This is a genomic window from Tessaracoccus zhenghani (assembly GCF_055326325.1).
Genome location: NZ_JBUZNQ010000003.1, coordinates 281,460 through 302,904 on the forward strand (window position 1 = coordinate 281,460; position 21,445 = coordinate 302,904).

The following is a 21,445-nucleotide window of genomic DNA, read 5'->3' on the forward strand; positions in this document are numbered from 1 at the left end:
GCAATGTGCAAGCATCGCTGGTTCCTCCTCAGGAGTTCGACACTGACGCGGTGCTCACCCTGCCCAACGTGCTGAGTTTCATCCGGCTCCTCGGCGTCCCGCTGTTCACTTGGCTCATCATCTCCGGGCAGGATGTCGCGGCCGTCACGCTGCTCGCCGCGTTCGGTGCCACAGACTGGTTCGACGGCTTCCTCGCCCGCCGCCTCAAGCAGCGCAGCCCGCTCGGGGCCAAGCTCGACCCCGTCGCAGACCGGCTGTACATCCTCGCCGCCCTGGTGGCGCTGTTGGTGCGCGACATCGTGCCCGTCTACTTCGTGGTCGTGCTCGTGGCCCGCGACGTGATGTTGGCGCTCCTGGTGCCGGTGCTCAAGCGCCACGGCCTGGTTGCGCTGCCCGTGAACTGGGTGGGGAAGGCCGGCACCATGCTGCTGCTCCTCGCCTTCCCGCTGATCCTGCTGGGGGCAGGCTCGTCCCTGGGCTGGGATTGGGCGCACTGGACGGGGTGGAGCTTCGGCTGGGCCGGCGCCGTCGCGTACTGGGCCGCGGGTTCGTTGTATGTGCGCGAGACGATTCTGCTCGGGCGGGAGGCCCGGTGAGGCGTCGCCCCGATGCCAGCATGAGCCTGCTCACAGACCTGCAGGCAGAGGCGCTGGAGCCGGAGTACCGCAGCACCACCGCCCCCCGGAACCGGCCGGCACGCCTGGCCGTGGTGGTGGCCCTCGTGGTGATCCTGCTCACCGTCGCCGTCCTCCAGACCACCCGCAGCACAGGCAGCGCGGCCGAGCAGCGCCAGGAACTGCTCGACCGAGTGGCCGGCGCGCGGGAGCGGCAGGCCGTCCTCGGCGACACCGCCTCGGAGCTCGAGGACGAGGTTCGCCAACTAGGCGCCGAAGCCCTCGGAGACCCCGCTGAACGGGACCTCCTCCTGCTCCTGGACAGGCTCTCCGGCGCCTCGTCCGTCACGGGCCCCGGCATCATCGTGACCGTGGACGACGCAGATGACGCCACCTCCGCTCAGGGCATGGTGCTCGACGGCGACCTCACCCGCCTCGTCAACGGCCTGCGGCAGGCTGGGGCGGAGGCCATCAGCGTCAACGGCCGGCGGCTCAGTGTGCTCACCCCCATCCGCAGCGCCGGTGCCGCAATCACGGTTGACTACGTGTCCCTCAGCCCGCCGTACCGGCTGGAGGTCATCGGCAATCCTGATACGCTCCAGGCCAGATTCAACGAAACCACCGGGGCAGCGTGGTGGCACCTCATCGTGCAGAACTACGGGCTGTCCATGACCATCACCCAGGCCGACGACGACCTCACCCTTCCGGCTGACCCCGGCATGACGGTGCGCTACGCGAAACAGAAGTAGGGGACATTCCATGTACGCGATTCTCGGACTCATCGCCGGCGTGGTGCTCGGCGTCGTCCTCCAGCCCACGCTGCCGCCGGTGCTCGCCCCCTACCTGCCCATCGCGATCGTCGCGGCCTTCGACGCCATCCTGGGCGCCACCCGGGCCTATCTCGAGGGCATCTTCTCAGACCGCGTGTTCCTCGTTTCCTTCCTGTCGAACGTCGTGATCGCAGGCCTCATCGTGTTTGTCGGCGACCAGATCGGCGTAGGGTCCCAGCTCTCCACCGGCGTGGTGGTCGTCCTCGGGATCCGCATCTTCACGAATGCCGCAGCCATCCGGAGGGCGGTCCTGCATGCCTGAGCCCGTGGAAGAGGTGCCGGTGGACGAGGCGCGGGAGCCGCGTCGGGCCGCCGCTAAGACCCAGCGCAGTCTCCTGCGCGACTTCTTCCGGCCCAGCCGTGGCCAGTTCGTCGTCGGGCTCGCGCTGTTCCTGACCGCGCTGATCGTCGTGTTGACGCTGCGCTCGCAGGCCACCCAGCCGGAGTTCGCCAACGTCCGGCAGGCAGACCTCATCCAACTCCTGGACAACGTCACCGGTGAGACCCGCCGCCTCGAGGAACAGGTGCGGGAACTGGAGCGCTCGCGCACGGAACTGCTGAGCGGCGCAGACCGCGACCAGGCGGCGCGCGAGGAGGCCGCGCGGCGTCTCGAGCAGGCCCGCATCATCGCCGGCACGGTCCCTGCAGTAGGTCCCGGCATCCGCATCGAGATCCAGGACCCGGGCGAGCGCGTCACAGCCGAACTGCTGCTCAACGCCGTCGAGGAGCTGCGCGACGCCGGTGCTGAGGTGATCGAGCTGAACGACGCCGTCCGGCTGGTGATGAATTCCTACTTCTCTGCGGACGAGACCGGGGCGGTGACGGCCGACGGCGTTGCCCTGGCTGAGCCCTACGTCATCGATGCGATCGGCGACCCGGCCACCCTGGAGGCCGGCGCACGGTTCCGTGGCGGCCTGGTGAGTGAGATCGAGGGGGAACGGGTCGGCGGCAGGGTCACGATCGAGCAACTGGAGGCCGTCGACATCTCCTCCGTGGTGGAAATTGCGGAGCCGCAGTTCGCGCGCCCCCGTTAACAGGCTTGCCCACGGGTGATAAGTTTCCTCACGTAGCCTTTCAAATGGCCTGGACAGGGGAATGAGCCCACCCCGCTGAGACGAGGAAGTGACTCCGATGAAGTGCCGCACTTGTGGATCTGAGAGCCCGGTCGAGGCAAGGTTCTGCAGCAATTGCGGCGCCTCGCTGACTGACCCCACCGGTGACACCACCACGATGTTCCCGGTCACGGCTGAGGAACCCACTGAATCCGTACAGCTGACAGACCAGGAGCGGGAAGCGGCCAAGACCCTGGCCGCCGGCAACGCCCTGCTGATCGTCAACCGTGGCCCGGGCAACTCGAACCGGTTCCTCATCGACTCGGACATCACCAATGTCGGCCGCCACCCGGAATCGGACATCTTCCTCGACGACATCACCGTCTCAAGGCACCACGCGAAGTTCGTCCGCAGCGGCGGCAAGCTGTACCTGGAGGACCTGGGGAGCCTCAACGGCACCTACGTCAACCGCACGCTCTTGGACGGGCGCACCGTGCTGCGCGAAGGTGACGAGATCCAGATCGGAAAGTACCGGGCCACGATCTCGCTGAGTGAGCCCGGACTGGGCTGATGTCGGGAGCGGCGCGGACCATCGGCGTCGTACTGGAGATGATCCGTCCCGAGTTCCCTGACATCTCCGTATCCAAGCTGAGGTACCTCGAAACAGAGGGACTGATTTCACCGGACAGGCAACAGCCGTCCGGCTATCGCAGATTCTCCCAACAGGACGTGGACAGGCTGCTGTACGTGTTGCGTGCGCAGCGTGACCGCTACCTACCGCTGAAGGTGATCCGTGAGGAACTGGAGGCCATCGACCGCGGTGAAGAGCCGCCGGACCACGATGCCCACCCGGTGGAGGAGTCGTCGGAACCGAGGCAGCGTCGGACCCCCAGCACGGGGGTAGGGCTCATGGCCCGGCGCCAGGTGCTCGCGGAGTCCGGCCTCGGCGAGGCCGCGCTGATCCAGCTGGAGCGGCTGCGCATCATCCAGCCCCGGCGCGGTTCCCAGCTGTACGGCCCAGAGGCTGTGGCGCTGGCCCGCTCCGCCAAGAAGCTCGCAGACTACGGGGTCGACCTCCGCCAGATGCGGGTGTTGCAGCAGGCAGCCGCGATGGAGGCCGCCCTCGTCGAGCAGATCCTCGAGCAGTACCGGCGCAGGCAGGGCCCGCCGCCTGAGGTGGTGCGCGACCTCTACAGATCAGTGCTCCAGGCACACGCCGCGCTGCTTCACGGGCAGATTCACTGAGCTAATGTGTGTCCATGATCGGCCTTGAAGTGCTCGGCATCCGGATCATTTCTCCGGAGGACCCGCCCGTGCTGCTGTTGCAGGAGGAGGGGGGTACCCGCTGCCTGCCTGTCTGGATCGGCGCGCCTGAGGCGGCGGCCATCGCTGTAGCCATGGAGGGCCAGCAGCCGGAGCGGCCCATGACGCATGATCTGCTCGGCGCCGTCCTCCAACTCCTGGAACCTGGCGAGGGCATCGTCGTGATCGAGTCGGTCGACGACGGGGTGTACCAGGCCTCGCTGCATGCCGGCGGCCACGAGATCGACGCTCGGCCCAGCGACCTGGTGGCAGTGGCCGTCCGGCTCGGCTGGCGCATCGAGTGTCCGCGAGCCCTGATGGACCGGGTGGGCGTCGAGGTGGACACCGCGCCCACAGACGAGGTGGAGGCCTTCCGGGCGTTCCTGGACCGAGTCACCCCTGAGGATTTCGAGGACGACGGGAACCCCGAGCACTGAACCTACGACGCGCAACCCTCAAGCTGAGGTCGAACCACATCAGTGTAAATATCACCGGTGTTGGGCGTGTCGTTGACCCGCGGCCGGAGCGACGGTTAGCGTCATAAGAGTCGTCGGTGATCCACCACCGGCGCGGTGAGCAAAGCGAGGAATCGTGACCAAGAAGGCAGCGCTGCAGGAAGTGCTCTTTGACGGCGATTTCGCCCCTGTGCCCAGCGACACGGGCTACCGGGGCCCCATCGCGCACCGCGTCGCCGGCATCACCTATCGGCAGCTGGACTACTGGGCCCGCACCGGGCTCGTCGTCCCCTCCATCCGTAACGCCGAGGGCTCTGGCACCCAGCGCCTCTACTCCTTCCGCGACATCCTGCTCCTGCGCGTGGTGAAGCGGTTCCTGGACGTGGGCATCTCGCTGCAGCAGATCCGGTTGGCCATCGAGCACCTGCGTGAGCGCGGCGTCGACGACCTGACGGAACTCACCCTCGTGTCAGACGGCTTCAGCGTCTACGAAGTGACGTCCGCGAACGAACTCTTCGACCTGTCCCGCGGCGGGCAGGGCATGTTCATGATCTCCGTCAGTAGCGTCTGGCGCGAGCTCGAGGGCACCCTCGCCGAACTGCCCGGGGAGCGAATCTCCGACGCGCCCGCCGAGGATCATCCGGCGGACGAGCTGGCCATGCGCCGCCGTACCAGGGCCGTCTGAGCACCTGCCTGACCCCAAAGGGTCTGCCCGTAGCAACCGCTTCCCGGTAGGGTCCTTCGTGTGAAGGACTGGATTGAGAAGATCACCAGCAAGCCCGTCGTCGCCCATGCCATGGCGGCCAACGAGCGCTACGGCAAGCGGATGGGTCCACAGTTCGCCGGCGCCGTGACCTACTTCACCGTGCTGTCCATGGTGCCCATCCTCATGTTCGCCTTCGCCATGTTGGGCCTCACGCTCACTGTGCTGCGCCCAGATCTCCTGGAACAGGTCCAGAACGCCATCACCGCACAGCTCGGTGACGAGGGCGTCGGCAAGGACATCGGGGAGTTCATCACAGAGACGCTCTCCGGCTGGCGCGGCATCTTCGGAATCGGCCTGCTGACCGCCGCCTACTCGGGAACCAACTGGGTGGGCAACCTCAAGCGCGCCGTGCGCGTCATGTGGGCTGACAAGTTCTCCGACGCCACGGTCAAGTCCAACTTCTTCGTCGAGCTGCTCATCAATCTGGCGATCTTCGTCGGCCTGCTCATCGCCATGGGCGTCGGCGTGGGCGTGTCCCAGGTGGGCCACGGGCTCAGCCAACAGGTCATCGGCTGGCTGGGCTGGGAGGACGTCCCGGGGATCGGCATCCTGTGGCGACTCATCACCGTCGGGCTGACGTTCGTGGTGAGCTGGCTGCTGATGGCGTTCCTGTTCATCGTGATGCCGCGCAGGGCGGCGCGGCCCCGCGCCTGGCTCATCGGCACGCTGATCGGCGCCACGCTGCTGACCATCCTGCAGTCGGTGGCTGGGCTCATCATGGGTGTCTTCGGCGGCAACGCGGCTGTCGGGGTGTTCGGTCCCATCATCGTGATGATGCTGGTGTTCAACCTCTTGGCCACCATCATCCTGATGACCGCCGCGTGGGTGGGCACCGATCACGTCTGGCAGGCCGAGAACGCCCGCAAGTACGCAGATGAGCATTCCGGGCTGGCCAACGAGATCGACATCGACACCGACGTCGAGCCGGTCCTCTCCGCGCGACGGGCCAGCCAGCGCTGGGCGGCCACCAAACCCCTCGACGATCTCCGCGGCGCCGCAGCTGCGCTTCCGGAACCGGACCCGGACACCTACGTCCGTCAAGACGTGGCGGCCCGCGGGATGAAGGCCAACCTGGGGATCGGGTACGGCGTCGGCGCCGCCACCGGCCTGGGCATCGGCGCGCTGCTCGTCGGCCTCGTGCGCTTCGTGTTGCGCCGCTGAGAACCAGAAACCGGCCGCCCTGACGGGCGGCCGGTCTGTGCCCTCAGCGTCCGTTCAGGACGAGTGGGCGGGTATGGGTGTGCTCAGTGGGCCTGGGCCGGAGCGGGGAACTCCTGGCCGATGGCTCCCAGCATCTCCTTGTACCAGTCCTGGTTGATGTCGAAGGCCTTGCCGCCCTTGATGCGGTCGAACGCGATGGCGGAGAGCACGTCGCCGTTCTCCTCATCGTGGCCGATGACGCCGGGCTCGCCGGCGAGGGCCTTGTCCACCGCCAGATCCGTGCACTGCTTGATGAGCGCCAGGTCTGCGTCGTTGGCAGCGGCGGAGCGGCTGAAGTAACCGGACTTCTGGATCAGCACCTTCTCGGCGTTGAGCTTCTTGGCGAACTGGTCGGCGAACCAGGCGCCGGGGTTCACGTCGTTGAGGCGGACGTGGCCGAAGGGGTCGCGCGGCACCTCTTCGCCGGCCGCTTCCATCTCGGCGACGATCGAGTCGAGGCCGGCACCTTCAGACAGGAAGATGGTCACGTTGCCGACCTCATCCATGATCTTGTTGAGGCGCTCAGACTCCTTGGCGATGTTGATCTCGCCCTCCGGCACGTACACGCCGTGCACGTCCCACGCGTCCTTCGAGAGGCCGATCTCGGGCAGCCACTCCTGCTCGTTCAGCCATTCGCGGTACTTCTGCGCGGTGGCGGCGGTCAGCCAACCGCAGTGGCGGCCCATGACTTCGTGCACGATCAGCATGCGCGAGCCGGAGTTGTGTTCAGCCACGACGTTCTGCGCGAAGATCGAGCCCTGCTCGGCCGCGGTCCAGGCACCCAGCGACTGACGGATCGGGATGACGTCGTTGTCGATGGTCTTGGGCAGGCCCACGACCGTCAGGCCGTAGTCGTGCTCGGCCAGGTAGGCGGCCAGGTCTGCGGCGGTGGTGTTGGTGTCGTCGCCACCGATGGTGTGCAGCACCTCCACGCCGTCGGCGACGAGGCGGTCAGCGGCCACCTGGAGCGGGTTGGCGCCCTCTTCGACAAGGCCGCGCTTGACGAGGTCCTTGGCGTTGGTCAGCTTGACGCGGGAGTTGCCGACGGGGGAGCCGCCGAACTTGTGCAGGAGAGCGGCGTTCTTGCGGACGGTGTCGTCGACGACAAGGAAGTCGCCTTGGAGGAGGCCCTGGTACCCGTGGCGGTAGGCAATGATGTCAACCTCCGGCGCGACCTCGGTGTAGCGCTCGATGAGTCCGCCGATCGCCGAGGAAAGGCAGGGAGCGAAGCCGCCGGCCGTGAGGATGGCTACCTTCTTGACCATGAGTGTCCTTTCATGTGTGGTGCGACGCGTAGCGCGTCACAGGCCAGCCTATTGCACCGTCGAATGAGGCTCCTCATGGGGGCCTTATCCACAGGCCGTTCGCGGACCCGGAACGTGACCCCTCCCGTTGGCAGGATGGCGGCATGGGGCGACATCGAGACGAGCGTGGGCTGAGCAACTCCGTGCAGGCCGCCCTGCTGTTACCTGTTGGTCTCGGCCTGTTCCTCGCCCTGCTCCAGTGGGCGATGGTGTCGTGGGCGGAGGGCAGCGCCATCGCCGCAGCGCAGCAGGGCGCCTCCGTCGCAGCAGTGGAGGGCGCGACGGCGGGGGAGGGGCGAGCCGCCGCCCTGCAGGCCGCCTCCAACGGCTCCCTGACTGGTATTGCTGCGGAGGTCACCCGCGGCGCCCGGCTGACCCAGGCCACGGTGACCGGACGGGCGGTCGTCGTGGTGTGGCCACGGGACATCAGCCGGACCGTCGTCGTGACGACGGAGCGGGTGACGCAGTCGTGATCCGTGGGGAGCGGGGCCTCGCGGTCTCGGTCGAGGCCGCCGTCGTGCTGCCTGCGCTGGTGCTGTTCATCGGCCTGCTGCTGACGCTGGCGCGGGGGGTGCTGGCGGAACAGCACGTCGGCGCCGCCGCGGCTGCCGGAGCGAGGGCAGCATCGTTGGAGCGGAGCGTGCCCGCCGCCCAGCGGGAGGCCCGCTCCGCCGTCGAACGGGCTCTGCTGCAGCGCAACGTGGCGTGCCGGCACACGGCTGTGGACACCGACGCGTCCGGGGTCGCGAGGGCGCTCGGGAGCCAGGCGTCGGTCCTGGTGTCCATCACCTGCGCCGTCGAGTTGGCCGACATCTCGCTTCCGTTCATCCCGGGCACGATTTCGGTGACAGCTGAACGTGCTTCCCCGGTCGACCCGCTCCGGGGCAAGTAGCATCAGAGACATGGCAGCTCAGCAACGACGCATTGGACAGTTCTCCGTTTCACCCATCGGACTGGGCGGAATGCCGGCCTCGTTCGAGGGCGCACCGCGCGACAGGGGGATCGCGATGGTCCACGCAGCCCTGGACGCCGGGATCACCCTGATCGACACGGCCGACATCTACGCACCGTCGTGGGACAAGATGGGCCACAACGAGCAGCTCATCGCCGAGGCCCTGCGCACCTACAGCGGCGACACCTCGGAGGTGGTGGTCGCGACGAAGGCCGGGATCACCCGCGCCGAGGGAGAGAAGTGGGGCCGCAACGGCTCCGCCGACTATCTGCGCAGCCGGCTCGAAGCGACGCTCGAGAACCTCGGCGTCAGCCGGCTCGACCTCTACTACCTCCACCGGCCGGACCGCAGCATCACGTACGCCGCCGAGGTGGAGGCCTTCGCCCAGTTCAAGCGCGAGGGTCTGGTGGCGGAGGTGGGCATCTCCAACGCCAACGTCGAGGAGATCGCCATCGCCCTCGAAGTGCTGGGCGACGGTGGGCTCGCCGCCGTCCAGAACGAGTTCTCGCCTCGCTTCAACCACACAAGCAAGCAGGAACTCGACTACTGCTCCGCCCGCGACATCGCCTTCCTGCCGTTCTCGCCCCTGGGTGGCACGGGCGGACCTGCCGCGAAGGTGGGCGAGAACTACCCGGTCCTCGCGGAGACGGGCGAGGCACACGGCGTGAGCCCCCAGCAGGCCCTACTGGCCTGGATGCTGGCGCTCGACGAGCACCTCATCCCCATCCCCGGCTCCTCACGGCCGGAGACCATCGCGGATTCGGCAGCCGCCATGGACCTTGCGCTGACAGGCGATGAAGTTGCCAGGATCAGCCATGAACTCCTGGCCCGTGGGTAGCCTGGATCAATGGCTCAGTACTTCGATGTGCATCCTGACAACCCCCAGCCGCGCACTCTCGCGCAGGCTGCCCGGATCCTGGCCGACGGTGGGCTGATCGTCTACCCCACGGACTCCTGTTTCGCGCTCGGATGCGCCCTCGGCAACGCGGAGGGCATCGAGCGCATCAGGCGCATCCGCAACCTGGATGACAAGCACCACTTCACGCTCGTCGTCGACGAGTTCGCCAAGCTGGGTGAGTACGTGCAGATGGACAACCGGGTGTTCCGGGCCGTGAAGGCGGCCACGCCCGGGCCGTACACGTTCATCCTGCAGGCCACCCGGGAAGTGCCCAAGATGATGATGCATCCCAAGAAGCGCACCGTCGGCGTCCGCATCCCCGATCATCGCACCACGCTGGATCTGCTGGCCACCTACGGTGCGCCCCTCTTGTCCTCGACCCTCCTGCTGCCCGGCCATGAGGAGGCGCAGACCGACGGGTGGGCGATCAAGGAACTGCTGGACCACCAGGTGGAAGCGGTGATCGACAGCGGTGACTGCGGCGTCGAACCCACCACGGTGATCGACATGACCGGCGATGTGCCGGAGGTCGCCCGGGTGGGCGCCGGAGACCCGGCGCCGTTCGAGGAGTAAGGCCTCAGGTCAGGAAGCGGATGGTGGCGGGGTAGCGGTAGGTCCGGCCCTGGCGGTAGGCGGCGGTGCCCTGCAGCGCGCCGAGGATCGCCAGCACGAAGTATCCCGCCGCGATGAACCAGCCGATCACCGGGATGAACGCCAACAGAGACGCCAGCGAGCGGGTGATGGCGAAGTTGAGGATTTCCTTGACGTGCTCGTCCTGCAACGGGTGCTTCCCCTTGTCCACCACGAAGAAGATCAGGGCAGGCACGATTCCGAACAGAGCTGAGAGCCAGTAGTTGAGGAGCATGTTCTGCTCCAGCTGGGCCGGTAGCCGGGCCGGGAGGTAGCCCTGTCTCGGCACCAGGGGATAGGCCATCGGCGGCTCGTAGAGATCATGCGCACCCGGGGTGTCGCCGCGGTACCCGCGGGGAAGCGAGTAGGTGGCGTTCGGGGTCCTCGGCGGAGCCGGTGGTGGCGTCCGACCGAAGCTGCGCAGGAACGCCTCATCGGCCTGGGGTGACGGGGTCGCCGGGGGCCGGGTGTAAGGGTCGTAGGATTCGTCCGAATCATACTGATTCTGGCTCACGATGCCTCCTCATGGACGACCAGACCAGCGTAACCCCGCACCCTCCGTCAGGTTGGGGCGGGATCCCCGAGCAGCAAGAGATTGCTCCCGTCCGAACGTCGGCCCCGCGCGAGGAGGGGGAGCGCGAGGCCGGCCACGGAGGTCCTGAGGTGATCCCTGTCAGCGGCGCCCGCCACCCAGCAGGTCTCCCAGAATCTGCCCGAGCACACCGCCACCGAGGCCGCCGCCGCTGGGCTGGTTGGTCTGCTGCGTTTGCGGGAGCGGGTTTTCGTCCTCGTCCGGGAACGGCATGGTGGGTGCACCGGGGGTGTTCGTCGGCGCGGGTGCCCGGAACTGCGGATCGGTCTGCGGGGTCGACGGCGGGGGAGCCTGCTCGCCTCGGCCGCCGCCCAACACCTGACCGAGGATGTCGCCGAGACCGCCACCGCCACGTCCTGTGGGTGTCGCTTCCGGCTGGCCCTGGCGCTCGTCACGGCCCATGAACTTGCCAGCGAGCCAGGACATGACGATGGGGGCGAGGATCGGGATGAGCTTCTGGATGAGGCCGCTGCCGCCGCCCAGCCCGCCGAGCTGATTCACTACCGCCTCTTCGTTGCGACCGAAGATGTTGTGGCTGATCTTGGCGCCCTCAGCGGTGTCCACCTGCGAGAGATTGACGCCACCGCGCAGCAACGCGGGATCGTGGTCCTGCAGCGCCCGGGCCAGGGATGCCTCGCCGGCGGGGTCCTGCGCGTTCGCACCGAGGCCCATGAGGAGGGCCGGCAGGGCGTTGCGCACGGCGTTCTCCACCTCGGCGCGCGGTTCTCCCACCTGGTGCGCGATCTGATCCATGGGGAGGTCGTCGAGGATCTCTTCGTAGTTGAACATGTCAGTGCTCCTTCTCTGTTCGGCACGCAGGGGGTGCAGATGCCCCACGCTACCCAAGGGCACGGGCCGTCAAGGGGAAAGTAGCGAAGCAGCGTCGCCAGACGAAGGCGCCCGACGTCCTCGCTGTGGCGTTGAGCCTCCACCGAGGGCGCCGGGCGCCATTTCACATCAGCCGACCTCCACGGCGGGCAGCGTGGCGACGAAAGCCGCTTGAAGCACGCTGGTCCCAGCCGAATCCGCGGTGGCGTCAAACACCAGGGCGGGCCGGAAGAGACCGGCGGCGACATCCGCTTCGGTCACCGTGTACTTCGCGGTCGTGCACGCCTGCGTCGCACCGGCTGCGAGGTTGGAGTAACGACAGTTCGGAGTGCCTGTGGTCAATGCCGCGGCGAGATTGCTGGAGCGAGGGAACGCGGTGAGCGCCGACCCGGTGTTGTTGCGGTACGTGACGCGGAACGTCAGCACATTCCCGACGGTGGGCGTGGCGATGTTGTCGGTGCGGGCCATCGTGACCGTGAGGGACCCAGGCGCTCGGCCGAAGATCTGCAACTCACGAGCCGCGACGTAGGTGTTGGCGGGAGCCCCATATGTGCTGAGGATCTGCAGCCGCACGAACTTGGCCTGCCCCTGCAGGGAGACCAGCTTGGTGTTGGCATCATTGGCCCAGGTGCCCGTGGCCACCTCCACCAGGGAGGATGCGTCGTTGCCGATCAGCACCCGGTATTGACCAGGTCGGCCGTTGGCTGCGCCGGAACCGCCCCCGGTGTGCGGGGTGAGCACCAGCGAGCTCAACTCGATAGGCGCCGCTCCCAGAGACACGTCGATGTTGTAGGGGAGTGTCACGGCCGTGTTCCACGGCGAGTGGAACGCGGTCGTGAGATCACCGTCGAAGAGATGTGAGCTCTCTTGACCCGGCTGGGATGCCAGCGCACTGGTCAACGCCAATTGGGCGGCCGACACGGTGGCGGGCCGAAGGAGTCCGTCGAGAAGCGCGCCGTAGCTGCTGAGCAGCGCGGTGCGTTGGTTGGCGTCGGTCACCTGGTTGATCGCGTTGCGCAGCTGGGAAGCGACGACGTCGAGTCGCGTGCCGGGCTGTGCGTCGGCGGTGTCGCGGAGGTCGCTCAAGGCCACCCCGAGCGCGGCGGCAAACTCCGCTTGGACATTGCCCGTGCCGCCCACCTTGATCAAGCCGTGGTCGGTGACCTGATACTGCGTGGTCATCGCCGTCGCGTTGAGGCTCGGCTTGGCCGCGCCCGTGTTGGCGTCGGTCTCCACCAGCCTGTTGTGTTCGCGGTGCTTGATGGTGACGATGTTTCCAGCAGAGGCGGGGACCGTGGTGGAGCGAGCCATGCCGCTGCGGCCGGCGTTGCCGATGAAGCTGCGGTCGAAGAGCGTGGTCGTGCCGGATGTCACCGTGATGCGGGCGTATTCGTCCGTGAAGTACGAGTGGGGTGCCCCGAGCCCATCGTTGACGGTGAAGGTGGCGGTGGCGGGGTCGTGCACGACATTGGCGAAGTTGCCGTCGCCCAGCCCCAGCAGGCTGAGCTGCGTCGCGTTGACGGCGCTGCGCGTTGCCGTTGCCGGGTACGCGACAGACGCAACGGTGTTACCGCCTTGGCTCACCTTGACGCTCTGACGCTGGGGGACCGTCCCGGTGGCGGAGTCCTGCGGGAATCGCAGGGTGTAGGTGCCGATCGGCAGTTGTCCGAAGTCAGCCACACCATTGACGAAGGCCGCCTGGCCGACAAGCCGGGAACCGGCCCAGAGCGTGGCGCTACGGCCCTTGATCCGGTTCGGGTCGCCGATGCTCGCCTGGGCCTTGAGGCTACCTGCGTAGCTCAGCGTCTGGAGGTCGAGGGTGGAGACGAGCTGGCCGGGGGAGGCCAGCCCCAACGTGTTCGCCGCTGCCGTCGCCATCGCGTAGTCGGTGAAGTAATCGCCCAGAGGCAGGACCGACGGCAGTTGCGCGTGGTCACGAATCGCTGTCTCGACCCTAGGGCTGACCGGGAGTCCGAACTGGGCCAACCAGGGGAGGAGGTCATAGCCCTGCTTGGCTCCCCAGTGCTCCGCGATCAGGTCGGTGCGGCTCGGCCATCCGGTGAAGGAGGGGTTTGCGCGCAACTCGCGGAGGGAGCGGTTGAAGCCGCTGAATCCGTCTGCGCCGGTGAGTTCCGCGATTCGCGCCAGCACGTCGAGACGAAGCCGCACGTTGATGGCGCCGAAGTTCTGGCCGTTGGTGCTACGGCGTGCGTCGTCCAACACCTTCTGGTCTGCCGCGCGGCCGTTGTTGTACAGCCAGTTACTCGTATGGCCGAGCACGTGCGCCTGGTATTGGTAGGCGTACACGTTGTTCCACACCTCGCCCAACTGCATGTCCAGGGGACCGCTCGACCCGGTCATCATGCCGTCGTAGCCGTGGCCGACTTCATGGAGGATCAGCCACGAGCCTGGGCCCTGCAGGTAGTAGCTCACCGAGTTGTTGTTCGTGCCGATGGCGTTGTTGGGACCGTAGTAGGCAAGGCCCGGGCCGTTGATGTCCGGGCGGATGAAGTACGCCTGCGGGAGGTCGTGGTGCACGGGGTTGCTGTGCGCGTCGTCGATGCCGAGCCAACCGTTGTAGGTGCCGAGCAGGTGGCGGTAGCTCTGGATGACGTGATTCAGGTCGCTGTAGTCCGACCACGAGAAGTCCTGGATCTTGGGCAGATCCACGCGGGGGATCAGCATCGTGAACGCCTGGTCAACGATGAGCGCGAAGGGCGAGGTGCCGCCGGCCCACTGCTGGACGAAGGTCGCTTGAGAGTTGTTGAGTCGGAACTCGGGCATGACGTGCTCGGTCCCCGTCGCGACGCGGTATTCAATCTGCGGCGCGGTGGCCCATTGCTTCGAGCGTGCGAAGACGGCGCTGTCCTTCTTGGCCGTGAGCGGCAGCCACGTTCCGTCCACGGGCAAGGTCAGTTGGACGTCCTGCTGGTGATCGTCTGTGGTGAGCGCGATGGTGACGTCGCCCACACCGTTGGTCACGCGTGCTTCGACGACAGCACCGGAACTCACGGAGATCCCGAGTGATTCGCGCATCATTCCGCGACCTCGGTTGGTGCCTACCTGGGTGATGACGTTGTTTCCGGCTGTGAGGGGAGCCAGGGTGCGGGTATGGATGACGGCAGCCTCGGCGTTGGCCGTGCTGCTGATGGCGACCGTGATCGCAATGGCCCATGCCAGCAGTACTGCTGGCACGGTTCTCGCTAATCGAACTGAATGTGACAAGGAATCTCCAACACCAGTCGCGGTGTGACGGCGGCAGCTGCTCCCGTCCGACGTTGGCCGGGTTGTGCCGTACCGCGAAAGTAGACGGAGCGAACGGTCACGTCCGAGAGCTTTTCTCCTTGTGCTCACGTTGAGTGATCGGACGACCGATGATGGGGGTCGAACCGGGGCGGTCGTTCCGCGTAGTGACATAATGTTGCTTATCGGTCATACGGTTGGGCTGCCGCCTGCACGAGATGCCGGGGCCGTCGGACCGCCCAAGGAGTTGCGTGAGAAGATGATGTGAAACTGAGGAGTTTCCATGCAGATTCTGGCGCCATGTGCCGGTCATGTGATCGCGATGCGCGACGTAGATGACCCTGTCTTCAGTGAGCAGATCGTCGGTCCCGGTGTGGGAATTGAGCCGCTGGCCGGTCCCGCGCAGATCCTTGCTCCTGCCGACGGACGGCTGCTGAAGGTCGACCCCCATGCGTTCATCCTGATGGTCGACGACAGCGTCGGCATCCTCGTGCACATCGGGATCAACACCGTGCAACTCCAAGGCGACGGCTTCGAGGTGCTCGCATCCAGAGGCGACTCCGTCAGCGCGGGCACGCCCATTGTCGCCTGGAACCCGGATGACATCGATCAGCCAGGAGTCTCCACGACGGTGGTCGTCGCCGTCATGGACCACGCACCGGATTCGGTGACGGGCGCGGCGGTCGGGGCCGACGTGGCTGTCGGCGATCCTCTGTTCACCGTCTGATCCACCGTCACCAGCAGCAGTAGCCGCCGTCGACCAACAGATCTGCACCAGTGATGTAACTTGCGGCAGGGCTGAGCAGGAACAAGACGGGCAGGGCGATCTCGCGGGGTTCGGCCAGTCGTCCCATGGGCGTGGAGTCACGCCATATTGGCAGGAGGTCGCCTACGCGCTCCGGAGAGTTCATCGGTGTGGCGGTGTAGCCGGGGCTGACCACGTTGACCCTGATCCCGTTGCGCACCCACTCGACGGCCAACGACTTCGACAGGTGCACCACCCCGGCCTTCGCCGTGTTGTACGCGGCCTGATCGTGGTCCCGATTCGCTATGGTGGCGGAGATCGAGGCGATGTTGACGATCGCGCCGCGCCCGTTGGCGATCATCGCCCGGCCTTCTGCCTGGCAACACCAGAACAGGCCGTCCAGGTTGGTCCCTTGGACAGAGCGCCAGAACTCGGGCGTGATGTCCAGGGCCGGTGTGGGCCCTGCGATGCCGGCGTTGTTGACCGCGAGCGTGAGCGGCCCGAGTTTCGCCTCGATCTCCGCGACTGCCTGGGCTGCTCGATCCGGATCACGCACATCCCAGGCCACCGCCAGCGCCACTCCCCCAGCGGCCTCGATCAACGCGACCGTCTCCGCAAGGGACTCCTCCTGACGCGCCGTCACCGCGACTCGGGCACCGGCCTCCGCCAGAGCGACGGCGACCGCTTGGCCGATCCCCTTCGACGACCCGGTGACGACGGCCACCTCACCGTCGACGCGAAATCCCGGCGATCCAGTCATCTCCCGACCCTTCCTCATGATGCCTCGAGCCTAGCCCGGCCCAGCCGGAGAAAGGCGAAACCCCACGGCACCGGGGTGGCGTGGGGTTTCGCTGCAGCCTGAGCGCTCTCAGAAGTTGATCATCTGACCCGCGATGCCGTGGGCCGCCTCCTTCATGGCCTCCGACAGGGTGGGGTGCGCGTGGATGTTGTGGGCAATCTCCTCGGCAGTGAGGTCGTACGCCTGGGCCAGGGTGAGCTCCGGCAGCAGTTCCGTGACATCGGGGCCGATCATGTGGGCGCCGAGGATCTCTCCGTAGGTGGCGTCCGCGACGATCTTGACGAAGCCGGTGGCGTCGCCCAGGCCCCAGGCCTTGCCGTTGGCGGCGAAGGGGAACTTGGCGACCTTGACGTCATAGCCCTTGTCCTTGGCCTGCTGCTCCGAGTAGCCGAAGGAGGCGATCTGCGGCTGGCAGTAGGTGGCGCGCGGGATCATCTCGTAGTTGATCGGGTGCGGGTGCTCGCCGGCGATCTGCTCGGCGGCGACGATGCCCTGGGCCTCGGCGGCGTGGGCGAGCATCATCTTGGCGGTGCAGTCACCGATGGCGTAGATGTGCGGCACGTTGGTGGTCATGAAGTCGTCGATGGCGATGGCGCCGCGCTCGGTGAGCTCGACGCCGGTCTTCTCGAGGCCGTAGCCCTCTGTGCGGGGGGCGAACCCGATCGCGGAGAGGAAGCGGTCAGCCTCCAGCACCTGCTGGTCGCCGCCCTTGGCCGGGCTGACCGTCACGCGCACGCCGGAGCCGGTGTCCTCGATGCCCTCGACCTTGGTGGAGGTCAGCACCTTGATCCCGAGCTTCTTGTAGGCCTTGGCCAGTTCCGCGGAGATCTCCGCGTCCTCCGTCGGGACCATGCGATCCAGGTATTCGACGATGGTGACATCGACGCCGTACTGGCTCAGCACGTAGGCGAACTCGGTGCCGATGGCTCCGGAACCACCGACGATGATCGAGCCGGGCAGCGAGTCTGCGAGGATCTGCTCCTCGTAGGTCACGACGTTCGCGGAGAGCTGGGTGCCGGGCAGCAGGCGGGTGACGGCACCCGCGGCGATGATGCAGTTCTTGAAGGAGACGCTCTGCTTCTCCCCGCCGTCCTTCTCGACCTCGATGGTGTTGGCGTCCGTGAAGGTGCCCCAGCCGTCGATCTCGGTGATCTTGTTCTTCTTCATCAGGAAGTGGATGCCCTTGGTCATCCGCTCCGAGACCGCGCGGCTGCGCGAGAACGCCTTGCCGTAGTTGAACGTGACCTGGCCCTCGATGCCATACACATCGGCCTCATGGTTGAAGATGTGCGCCAACTCAGCGTTGCGCAGCAGCGACTTCGTCGGAATGCATCCGACGTTGAGGCAGACCCCGCCCCAGTAACGCTTCTCGATGATGCCGACCTTCAGGCCGAGCTGGGCGGCGCGGATGGCGGCGACATAGCCACCTGGTCCAGCGCCGAGGACAACGACGTCGAATTCAGAGCTCATGAACGCCACTCTAGTGCTCTTTGATCTCCCCGTGACACCAAACCATCCTCGCGATACCCCGATTATCTCATCGATGAGATAACCTGTTTTGATGAGTGCAGCCACTAGTGAGTCCATCGGCCGGATGATCCGCGACGCCAGATCGTCGCGGGGCTGGTCCCAGCAGAAGCTGGCCGACGAACTGGGCACCGTCCAGAGCGCCGTACACCGTATCGAGAACGGCCAGCAGAACCTCTCGCTGAGCATGATCGGACGCCTCGCGGAAGCCCTGGAGATGCCACTGATCCAGACCGTGACCGAGGGCACGGTCAACTTCGAGATCGAGGGCGGCCACAAGCTTTCTGGCGAGATCGACGTGCGCACCTCCAAGAACGCAGCGATGGCGATCCTTTGCGCCAGCCTCCTCAACCACGGACGCACGGTGTTGCGGGGCATCGCGCGCATCGAGGAGGTGGACAGGATCTCCGAGGTGCTGACCTCGATCGGCGTCGAGCTGACCTGGATCGGTGACAACGACCTTGAGATCAAGCGCCCCGCCCAGCTCACCCCTGAGACCATCGATTCCCGCGCCGCCCGCCGCACCCGCTCCATCCTCATGCTGCTCGGGCCGCTGATGCACGAATTCGACGAGTTCCGCCTCCCCTTCTCCGGGGGCTGCGACCTCGGGGCGCGCACCGTGCACCCCCACATGTCGGCGCTCGGCCGGATGGGGCTCACCGTTGAGGCGACGGAAGGGCACTACCACGCCACCATCGGCGACAGGACAGAGGAGCACCGCAGCATCACGCTCATCGAGCGCGGCGACACCGTGACGGAGAACGCCATCATGGCGGCCGCCCGAACTCCCGGCGTCACCACGCTGCGCAACGCCTCCGGCAACTACATGGTGCAGGACCTCTGCTTCTACCTGCAGATGCTGGGCGTGCGGATCGACGGCATCGGCACCACCACGCTGACCATCACAGGTGTGGACTGCATCGAGGCCGACGTCGAGTATCACATCTCCGAAGACCCCATCGAGGCCATGAGCCTGCTCACCGCCGGCATCGTGACCCGCTCCGAGATCACCGTGCGTCGCTGCCCCATCGAGTTCCTCGAGGTGGAGTTCGCCGTCCTGGACGAGATGGGCCAGGTACTCCAGCGCTCCGCCGAGTACCGCAGCCGCAACGGTCAGACCCGCCTCGTCGACGTCACGGTCATCCCGTCAGACCTGACGGCGCCGCTGGACAAGATCCACCCCATGCCGTTCCCCGGCCTCAATATCGACAACCTGCCGTTCTTCGCGGTCATCTGCGCCACGGCCTCCGGCCAGAGCGTCATCTATGACTGGGTCTACGACAACCGGGCGATCCACTTGAAGAAGCTCTCCGAGTTCGGCGCGAACATCCAGTTGATGGATGCCCACCGCCTGCTGATCATCGGTCCGACGCGGTGGCGCGGCCGTCGTATCGAGTCACCCCCGGCGCTGCGCCCCGCCGTCTGCCTCCTGCTCGCGGCGCTCGCGGCCCGTGGCACCACCACCCTGATGGACGTCTACGTCATCAACCGTGGCTACGAGGATCTTCCCCAACGCCTCAACAAGTTGGGTGCCAACATCAACACGTTCTGGGGCGAGCCGGCCCAGGTCTGAGAGGGTTCAGAGGCGGGTGGCCATGAAGACGAACCGCGGGTCCACCAGGTCGTTCTGCGCCGCCACGAGGCGCAGTTCCGGGTGGTCGGCCGAGTCCGTGGCCTCCAGCACTGAGTAGACGACCGAGGCCGTCTGGCCCAGCGCATCGCCCGAATCCTGCGTCTTCAGCCACTTCGCCAGGAATACCGCGGTGGTGAGGTCCCCGGAACCGGTGAACGTGCGGTTGATGACCGGCGTGGTGACCTCCCAGGCGCCCGAATCGTCGACGGCCACCATCCGCATGACGTCGGCCGAGGCGTCAGCTCCGACAACGGAGGTGACCACCACCACCCGCGGACCCCTCGCCCGCAGTTCCTGCGCCGCGTCGATGACGTCGGCCATCGACGTGGTCTGCCGCCCGGTCAGGAACTCCAGCTCGAACAGGTTCGGCGTCATGATGTCCACAGCCCCGACGACGTGATCGCGCCAGAATTCCGGGATGCCCGGGCGGGCGTAGAAGCCGCGGCCGACGTCGCCCATCACCGGATCAGCGCAGAAGATCGCCTCGGGGTTCTGTTCCTTGATCCTGGCACCGGCGTCGAGGATGACCTGGCCGACCTCCGGCGCCCCCATGTAGCCGCACAGCAGCGCGTCGACCCTGCCGAGCACCCCCCTGTCGTTGATGCCCTGGACGACCTCCCACACGTCGCTGGCCGGGATCAACGGCCCCCGCCAGGCGCCGTAGCCGGTGTGGTTGGAGAAGTTCACCGTGTGGACCGGCCAGACGTCGACACCCAGGCGCTGGAGCGGGAAAACCGCCGATGAGTTCCCTGCGTGGCCGTAGGCGACGGCTGACTGGATGGACAGGACTGTGGTCATTGGCCCATTTTGTCATCCCGGGGCTTCTGTAACCATTTTGGGCATGACTGGCGGTCAATCCGGTCGGCCGGTGGCGAAACCCGTGGTCACCCCATACGATGATCGATTATGGCGGCGGTGTATCCCGACTACCTTTCCCCCGAGTTCGTGGCGATGGCTCATCGAGGCGGGTCGTTCATGACCGCCAATCACGGGATCGAGAACACCACACGAGCCTTCGCCAACGCCGTCGCCCTGGGTTTCCACTACCTTGAAACAGACGTGCACACCACGAGCGACGGGCACCTCGTGGCCTTCCACGACGTGAGCCTCGGCCGCGTCACAGATGTCGCCGGTTCACTGCGCGACCTCACGCTGGCGGAACTGAGCGAACTACGCGTAGGCGACCGCGAGCCCATCCCGACACTCGATGAGTTGTTCGAGACGTTCCCGGACATCAACTTCAACATCGACATCAAGTCCGTCACCGCCGTTGACCCGCTGGTGCAGACCATCGTCAAACACAACGCGGAACGACGCGTGTGCGTCGGTTCGTTCGCCCGGACCCGCATCCGGCGTTTCCGCAGTCTCCTCCCGCAGGTGCCCACGGCGGTTTCGCCGACGGGGGTCGCGGCCCTCACCATGGGGGCCATCTCGCCCGGAGGCGAGGTGTACCAGGTGCCGCTCCAGCATCCGATCGGCCCGGTGACGGTGGACATCGTCACCCCGAAGAACATCGAGCGCATCCACACCGCCGGCCGGAAGATCCACGTCTGGACCGTGGACGACCCCACCACCATGCACCGCCTCATCGACTGGGGCGTCGACGGACTCGTCACAGACCGGCCGGACTTGCTCAAAGACGTCCTCCGTGCACGGGGGATGTGGTCTACTCAATAGGGAACCTTTCCGGTTCCCGGTTCGTTGACATTGGCAGACGAAGGAGGGAAGAAGATGGCTGATCGTGCATTGCGTGGCGTCGGTCTCGGCTCGAAGACTTTTGAAGACGAGCAGGGCATCGAATTCGCAGAACGTCAGAACCTTGGATTCGACTGTCCAAAGGGACACCACTTCGAAGTGACCTTCGCCGCAGAGGCCGAACTCCCCACCCAATGGGAGTGCAAGCAGTGTGGCCTCATGGCCGTACGCTCCGACGGCGTCGTGGGCGAAGAGAAGGTCGAGAAGCCCGTGCGTACCCACTGGGACATGCTGCGGGAACGTCGCTCGATCCCTGAGCTGGAAGACATCCTCGAGGAGCAGCTGGCCAAGCTGCGCGAGTCTGACAGGCTCTACTAGAA

24 protein-coding genes are annotated in these 21,445 nt (G+C 66.5%); 17 read left to right on the top strand and 7 right to left on the bottom strand.

Annotation, left to right across the window (positions count from 1 at the left end; all coding sequences use genetic code 11):
- Positions 1-5 precede the first annotated feature (5 nt).
- From ACZK4S_RS08455 to ACZK4S_RS08495, 9 genes are all read left to right on the top strand, one after another.
- Positions 6-596 carry a CDP-alcohol phosphatidyltransferase family protein gene (locus tag ACZK4S_RS08455; RefSeq protein ID WP_083665335.1) on the top strand — a complete coding sequence of 197 codons (591 nt, stop codon included), beginning with the start codon at positions 6-8 and terminating at the stop codon, positions 594-596.
- A gap of 20 nt (positions 597-616) precedes the next feature.
- On the top strand, positions 617-1,363 hold the full coding sequence (locus ACZK4S_RS08460; RefSeq protein ID WP_076058814.1) for a DUF881 domain-containing protein: 747 nt from the start codon (positions 617-619) through the stop codon (positions 1,361-1,363).
- Between the two features lie 10 nt (positions 1,364-1,373).
- Entirely contained in the window at positions 1,374-1,706 is a 333-nt protein-coding gene (locus tag ACZK4S_RS08465) for a small basic family protein (protein WP_076058817.1), read from the top strand.
- Positions 1,699-2,478 carry a DUF881 domain-containing protein gene (locus ACZK4S_RS08470; RefSeq protein ID WP_158069030.1) on the top strand — a complete coding sequence of 260 codons (780 nt, stop codon included), beginning with the start codon at positions 1,699-1,701 and terminating at the stop codon, positions 2,476-2,478. Before ACZK4S_RS08465 ends, ACZK4S_RS08470 begins: the two co-directional genes overlap by 8 nt.
- A gap of 97 nt (positions 2,479-2,575) precedes the next feature.
- Complete coding sequence (locus tag ACZK4S_RS08475; RefSeq protein WP_076058819.1) at positions 2,576-3,067, top strand: FHA domain-containing protein; 492 nt, start codon at positions 2,576-2,578, stop codon at positions 3,065-3,067.
- Positions 3,067-3,741 (top strand): transcriptional regulator FtsR, encoded by a 675-nt coding sequence (gene ftsR / locus ACZK4S_RS08480; protein ID WP_076058821.1) that lies wholly within the window; start codon positions 3,067-3,069, stop codon positions 3,739-3,741. The genes ACZK4S_RS08475 and ftsR overlap by 1 nt, the downstream gene beginning before the upstream one ends.
- Positions 3,742-3,755: 14 nt before the next feature.
- Positions 3,756-4,235: a bifunctional nuclease family protein gene (locus tag ACZK4S_RS08485; protein ID WP_076058823.1), complete on the top strand. Its 480-nt coding sequence runs from the start codon at positions 3,756-3,758 to the stop codon at positions 4,233-4,235.
- A gap of 154 nt (positions 4,236-4,389) precedes the next feature.
- A complete protein-coding gene (locus ACZK4S_RS08490; protein WP_459397713.1) occupies positions 4,390-4,938 on the top strand; it encodes a MerR family transcriptional regulator in 549 nt (182 codons plus the stop codon).
- A gap of 60 nt (positions 4,939-4,998) precedes the next feature.
- Entirely contained in the window at positions 4,999-6,180 is a 1,182-nt protein-coding gene (locus ACZK4S_RS08495) for a YihY/virulence factor BrkB family protein (protein WP_076058828.1), read from the top strand.
- A gap of 83 nt (positions 6,181-6,263) precedes the next feature.
- Here the strand turns inward: ACZK4S_RS08495 and ACZK4S_RS08500 are convergent, their stop codons facing one another.
- A complete protein-coding gene (locus ACZK4S_RS08500) occupies positions 6,264-7,484 on the bottom strand; it encodes a pyrophosphate--fructose-6-phosphate 1-phosphotransferase (RefSeq protein WP_076058830.1) in 1,221 nt (406 codons plus the stop codon).
- 143 nt (positions 7,485-7,627) lie between these two features.
- Here ACZK4S_RS08500 and ACZK4S_RS08505 point away from each other — a divergent pair, with 143 nt between their 5' ends.
- The 4 genes from ACZK4S_RS08505 to ACZK4S_RS08520 are packed head-to-tail and all read left to right on the top strand — an operon-like array spanning position 7,628 to position 9,946.
- Complete coding sequence (locus tag ACZK4S_RS08505; protein ID WP_463643972.1) at positions 7,628-7,996, top strand: TadE/TadG family type IV pilus assembly protein; 369 nt, start codon at positions 7,628-7,630, stop codon at positions 7,994-7,996.
- Positions 7,936-8,415 carry a TadE/TadG family type IV pilus assembly protein gene (locus ACZK4S_RS08510; protein WP_463643973.1) on the top strand — a complete coding sequence of 160 codons (480 nt, stop codon included), beginning with the start codon at positions 7,936-7,938 and terminating at the stop codon, positions 8,413-8,415. The genes ACZK4S_RS08505 and ACZK4S_RS08510 overlap by 61 nt, the downstream gene beginning before the upstream one ends.
- 10 nt (positions 8,416-8,425) lie before the next feature.
- The gene (locus ACZK4S_RS08515) at positions 8,426-9,313 is read left to right on the top strand and encodes an aldo/keto reductase (protein WP_463643974.1); all 888 of its coding nucleotides are present in this window, start codon (positions 8,426-8,428) and stop codon (positions 9,311-9,313) included.
- A 9-nt stretch (positions 9,314-9,322) separates the two neighbouring features.
- On the top strand, positions 9,323-9,946 hold the full coding sequence (locus ACZK4S_RS08520) for an L-threonylcarbamoyladenylate synthase (RefSeq protein WP_076058839.1): 624 nt from the start codon (positions 9,323-9,325) through the stop codon (positions 9,944-9,946).
- Between the two features lie 4 nt (positions 9,947-9,950).
- Here the strand turns inward: ACZK4S_RS08520 and ACZK4S_RS08525 are convergent, their stop codons facing one another.
- From ACZK4S_RS08525 to ACZK4S_RS08535, 3 genes are all read right to left on the bottom strand, one after another.
- Positions 9,951-10,517: a DUF4870 domain-containing protein gene (locus ACZK4S_RS08525; RefSeq protein WP_463643975.1), complete on the bottom strand. Its 567-nt coding sequence runs from the start codon at positions 10,515-10,517 to the stop codon at positions 9,951-9,953.
- Between the two features lie 159 nt (positions 10,518-10,676).
- Entirely contained in the window at positions 10,677-11,384 is a 708-nt protein-coding gene (locus tag ACZK4S_RS08530; protein WP_076058843.1) for a DUF937 domain-containing protein, read from the bottom strand.
- A 168-nt stretch (positions 11,385-11,552) separates the two neighbouring features.
- Positions 11,553-14,618: a putative mucin/carbohydrate-binding domain-containing protein gene (locus ACZK4S_RS08535; RefSeq protein WP_463643976.1), complete on the bottom strand. Its 3,066-nt coding sequence runs from the start codon at positions 14,616-14,618 to the stop codon at positions 11,553-11,555.
- Positions 14,619-14,949: 331 nt separating this feature from the next.
- Between ACZK4S_RS08535 and ACZK4S_RS08540 the strand changes: the two genes are divergently transcribed.
- A complete protein-coding gene (locus tag ACZK4S_RS08540) occupies positions 14,950-15,393 on the top strand; it encodes a PTS sugar transporter subunit IIA (RefSeq protein WP_076058848.1) in 444 nt (147 codons plus the stop codon).
- A gap of 7 nt (positions 15,394-15,400) precedes the next feature.
- On the opposite strand, the gene ACZK4S_RS08545 is transcribed toward ACZK4S_RS08540, so the two are convergent.
- Together ACZK4S_RS08545 and lpdA are read right to left on the bottom strand one after the other, a co-directional pair.
- The gene (locus ACZK4S_RS08545; protein WP_076058851.1) at positions 15,401-16,171 is read right to left on the bottom strand and encodes an SDR family oxidoreductase; all 771 of its coding nucleotides are present in this window, start codon (positions 16,169-16,171) and stop codon (positions 15,401-15,403) included.
- A gap of 108 nt (positions 16,172-16,279) precedes the next feature.
- Entirely contained in the window at positions 16,280-17,680 is a 1,401-nt protein-coding gene (lpdA, locus tag ACZK4S_RS08550; protein WP_463643977.1) for a dihydrolipoyl dehydrogenase, read from the bottom strand.
- A 91-nt stretch (positions 17,681-17,771) separates the two neighbouring features.
- Between lpdA and relB the strand changes: the two genes are divergently transcribed.
- Positions 17,772-19,310: a type II toxin-antitoxin system RelB family anti-toxin gene (gene relB / locus ACZK4S_RS08555; protein WP_463643978.1), complete on the top strand. Its 1,539-nt coding sequence runs from the start codon at positions 17,772-17,774 to the stop codon at positions 19,308-19,310.
- A gap of 6 nt (positions 19,311-19,316) precedes the next feature.
- On the opposite strand, the gene pdxY is transcribed toward relB, so the two are convergent.
- Complete coding sequence (pdxY, locus tag ACZK4S_RS08560; RefSeq protein ID WP_463643979.1) at positions 19,317-20,168, bottom strand: pyridoxal kinase PdxY; 852 nt, start codon at positions 20,166-20,168, stop codon at positions 19,317-19,319.
- A 153-nt stretch (positions 20,169-20,321) separates the two neighbouring features.
- Here pdxY and ACZK4S_RS08565 point away from each other — a divergent pair, with 153 nt between their 5' ends.
- Both ACZK4S_RS08565 and ACZK4S_RS08570 read left to right on the top strand, forming a co-directional pair.
- Positions 20,322-21,047 (top strand): glycerophosphodiester phosphodiesterase family protein, encoded by a 726-nt coding sequence (locus ACZK4S_RS08565; RefSeq protein WP_463644137.1) that lies wholly within the window; start codon positions 20,322-20,324, stop codon positions 21,045-21,047.
- Between the two features lie 54 nt (positions 21,048-21,101).
- Positions 21,102-21,443, top strand: a complete 342-nt coding sequence (locus tag ACZK4S_RS08570) for an RNA polymerase-binding protein RbpA (protein ID WP_076058860.1) — start codon at positions 21,102-21,104, stop codon at positions 21,441-21,443.
- The last annotated feature ends 2 nt before the right edge of the window (positions 21,444-21,445 follow it).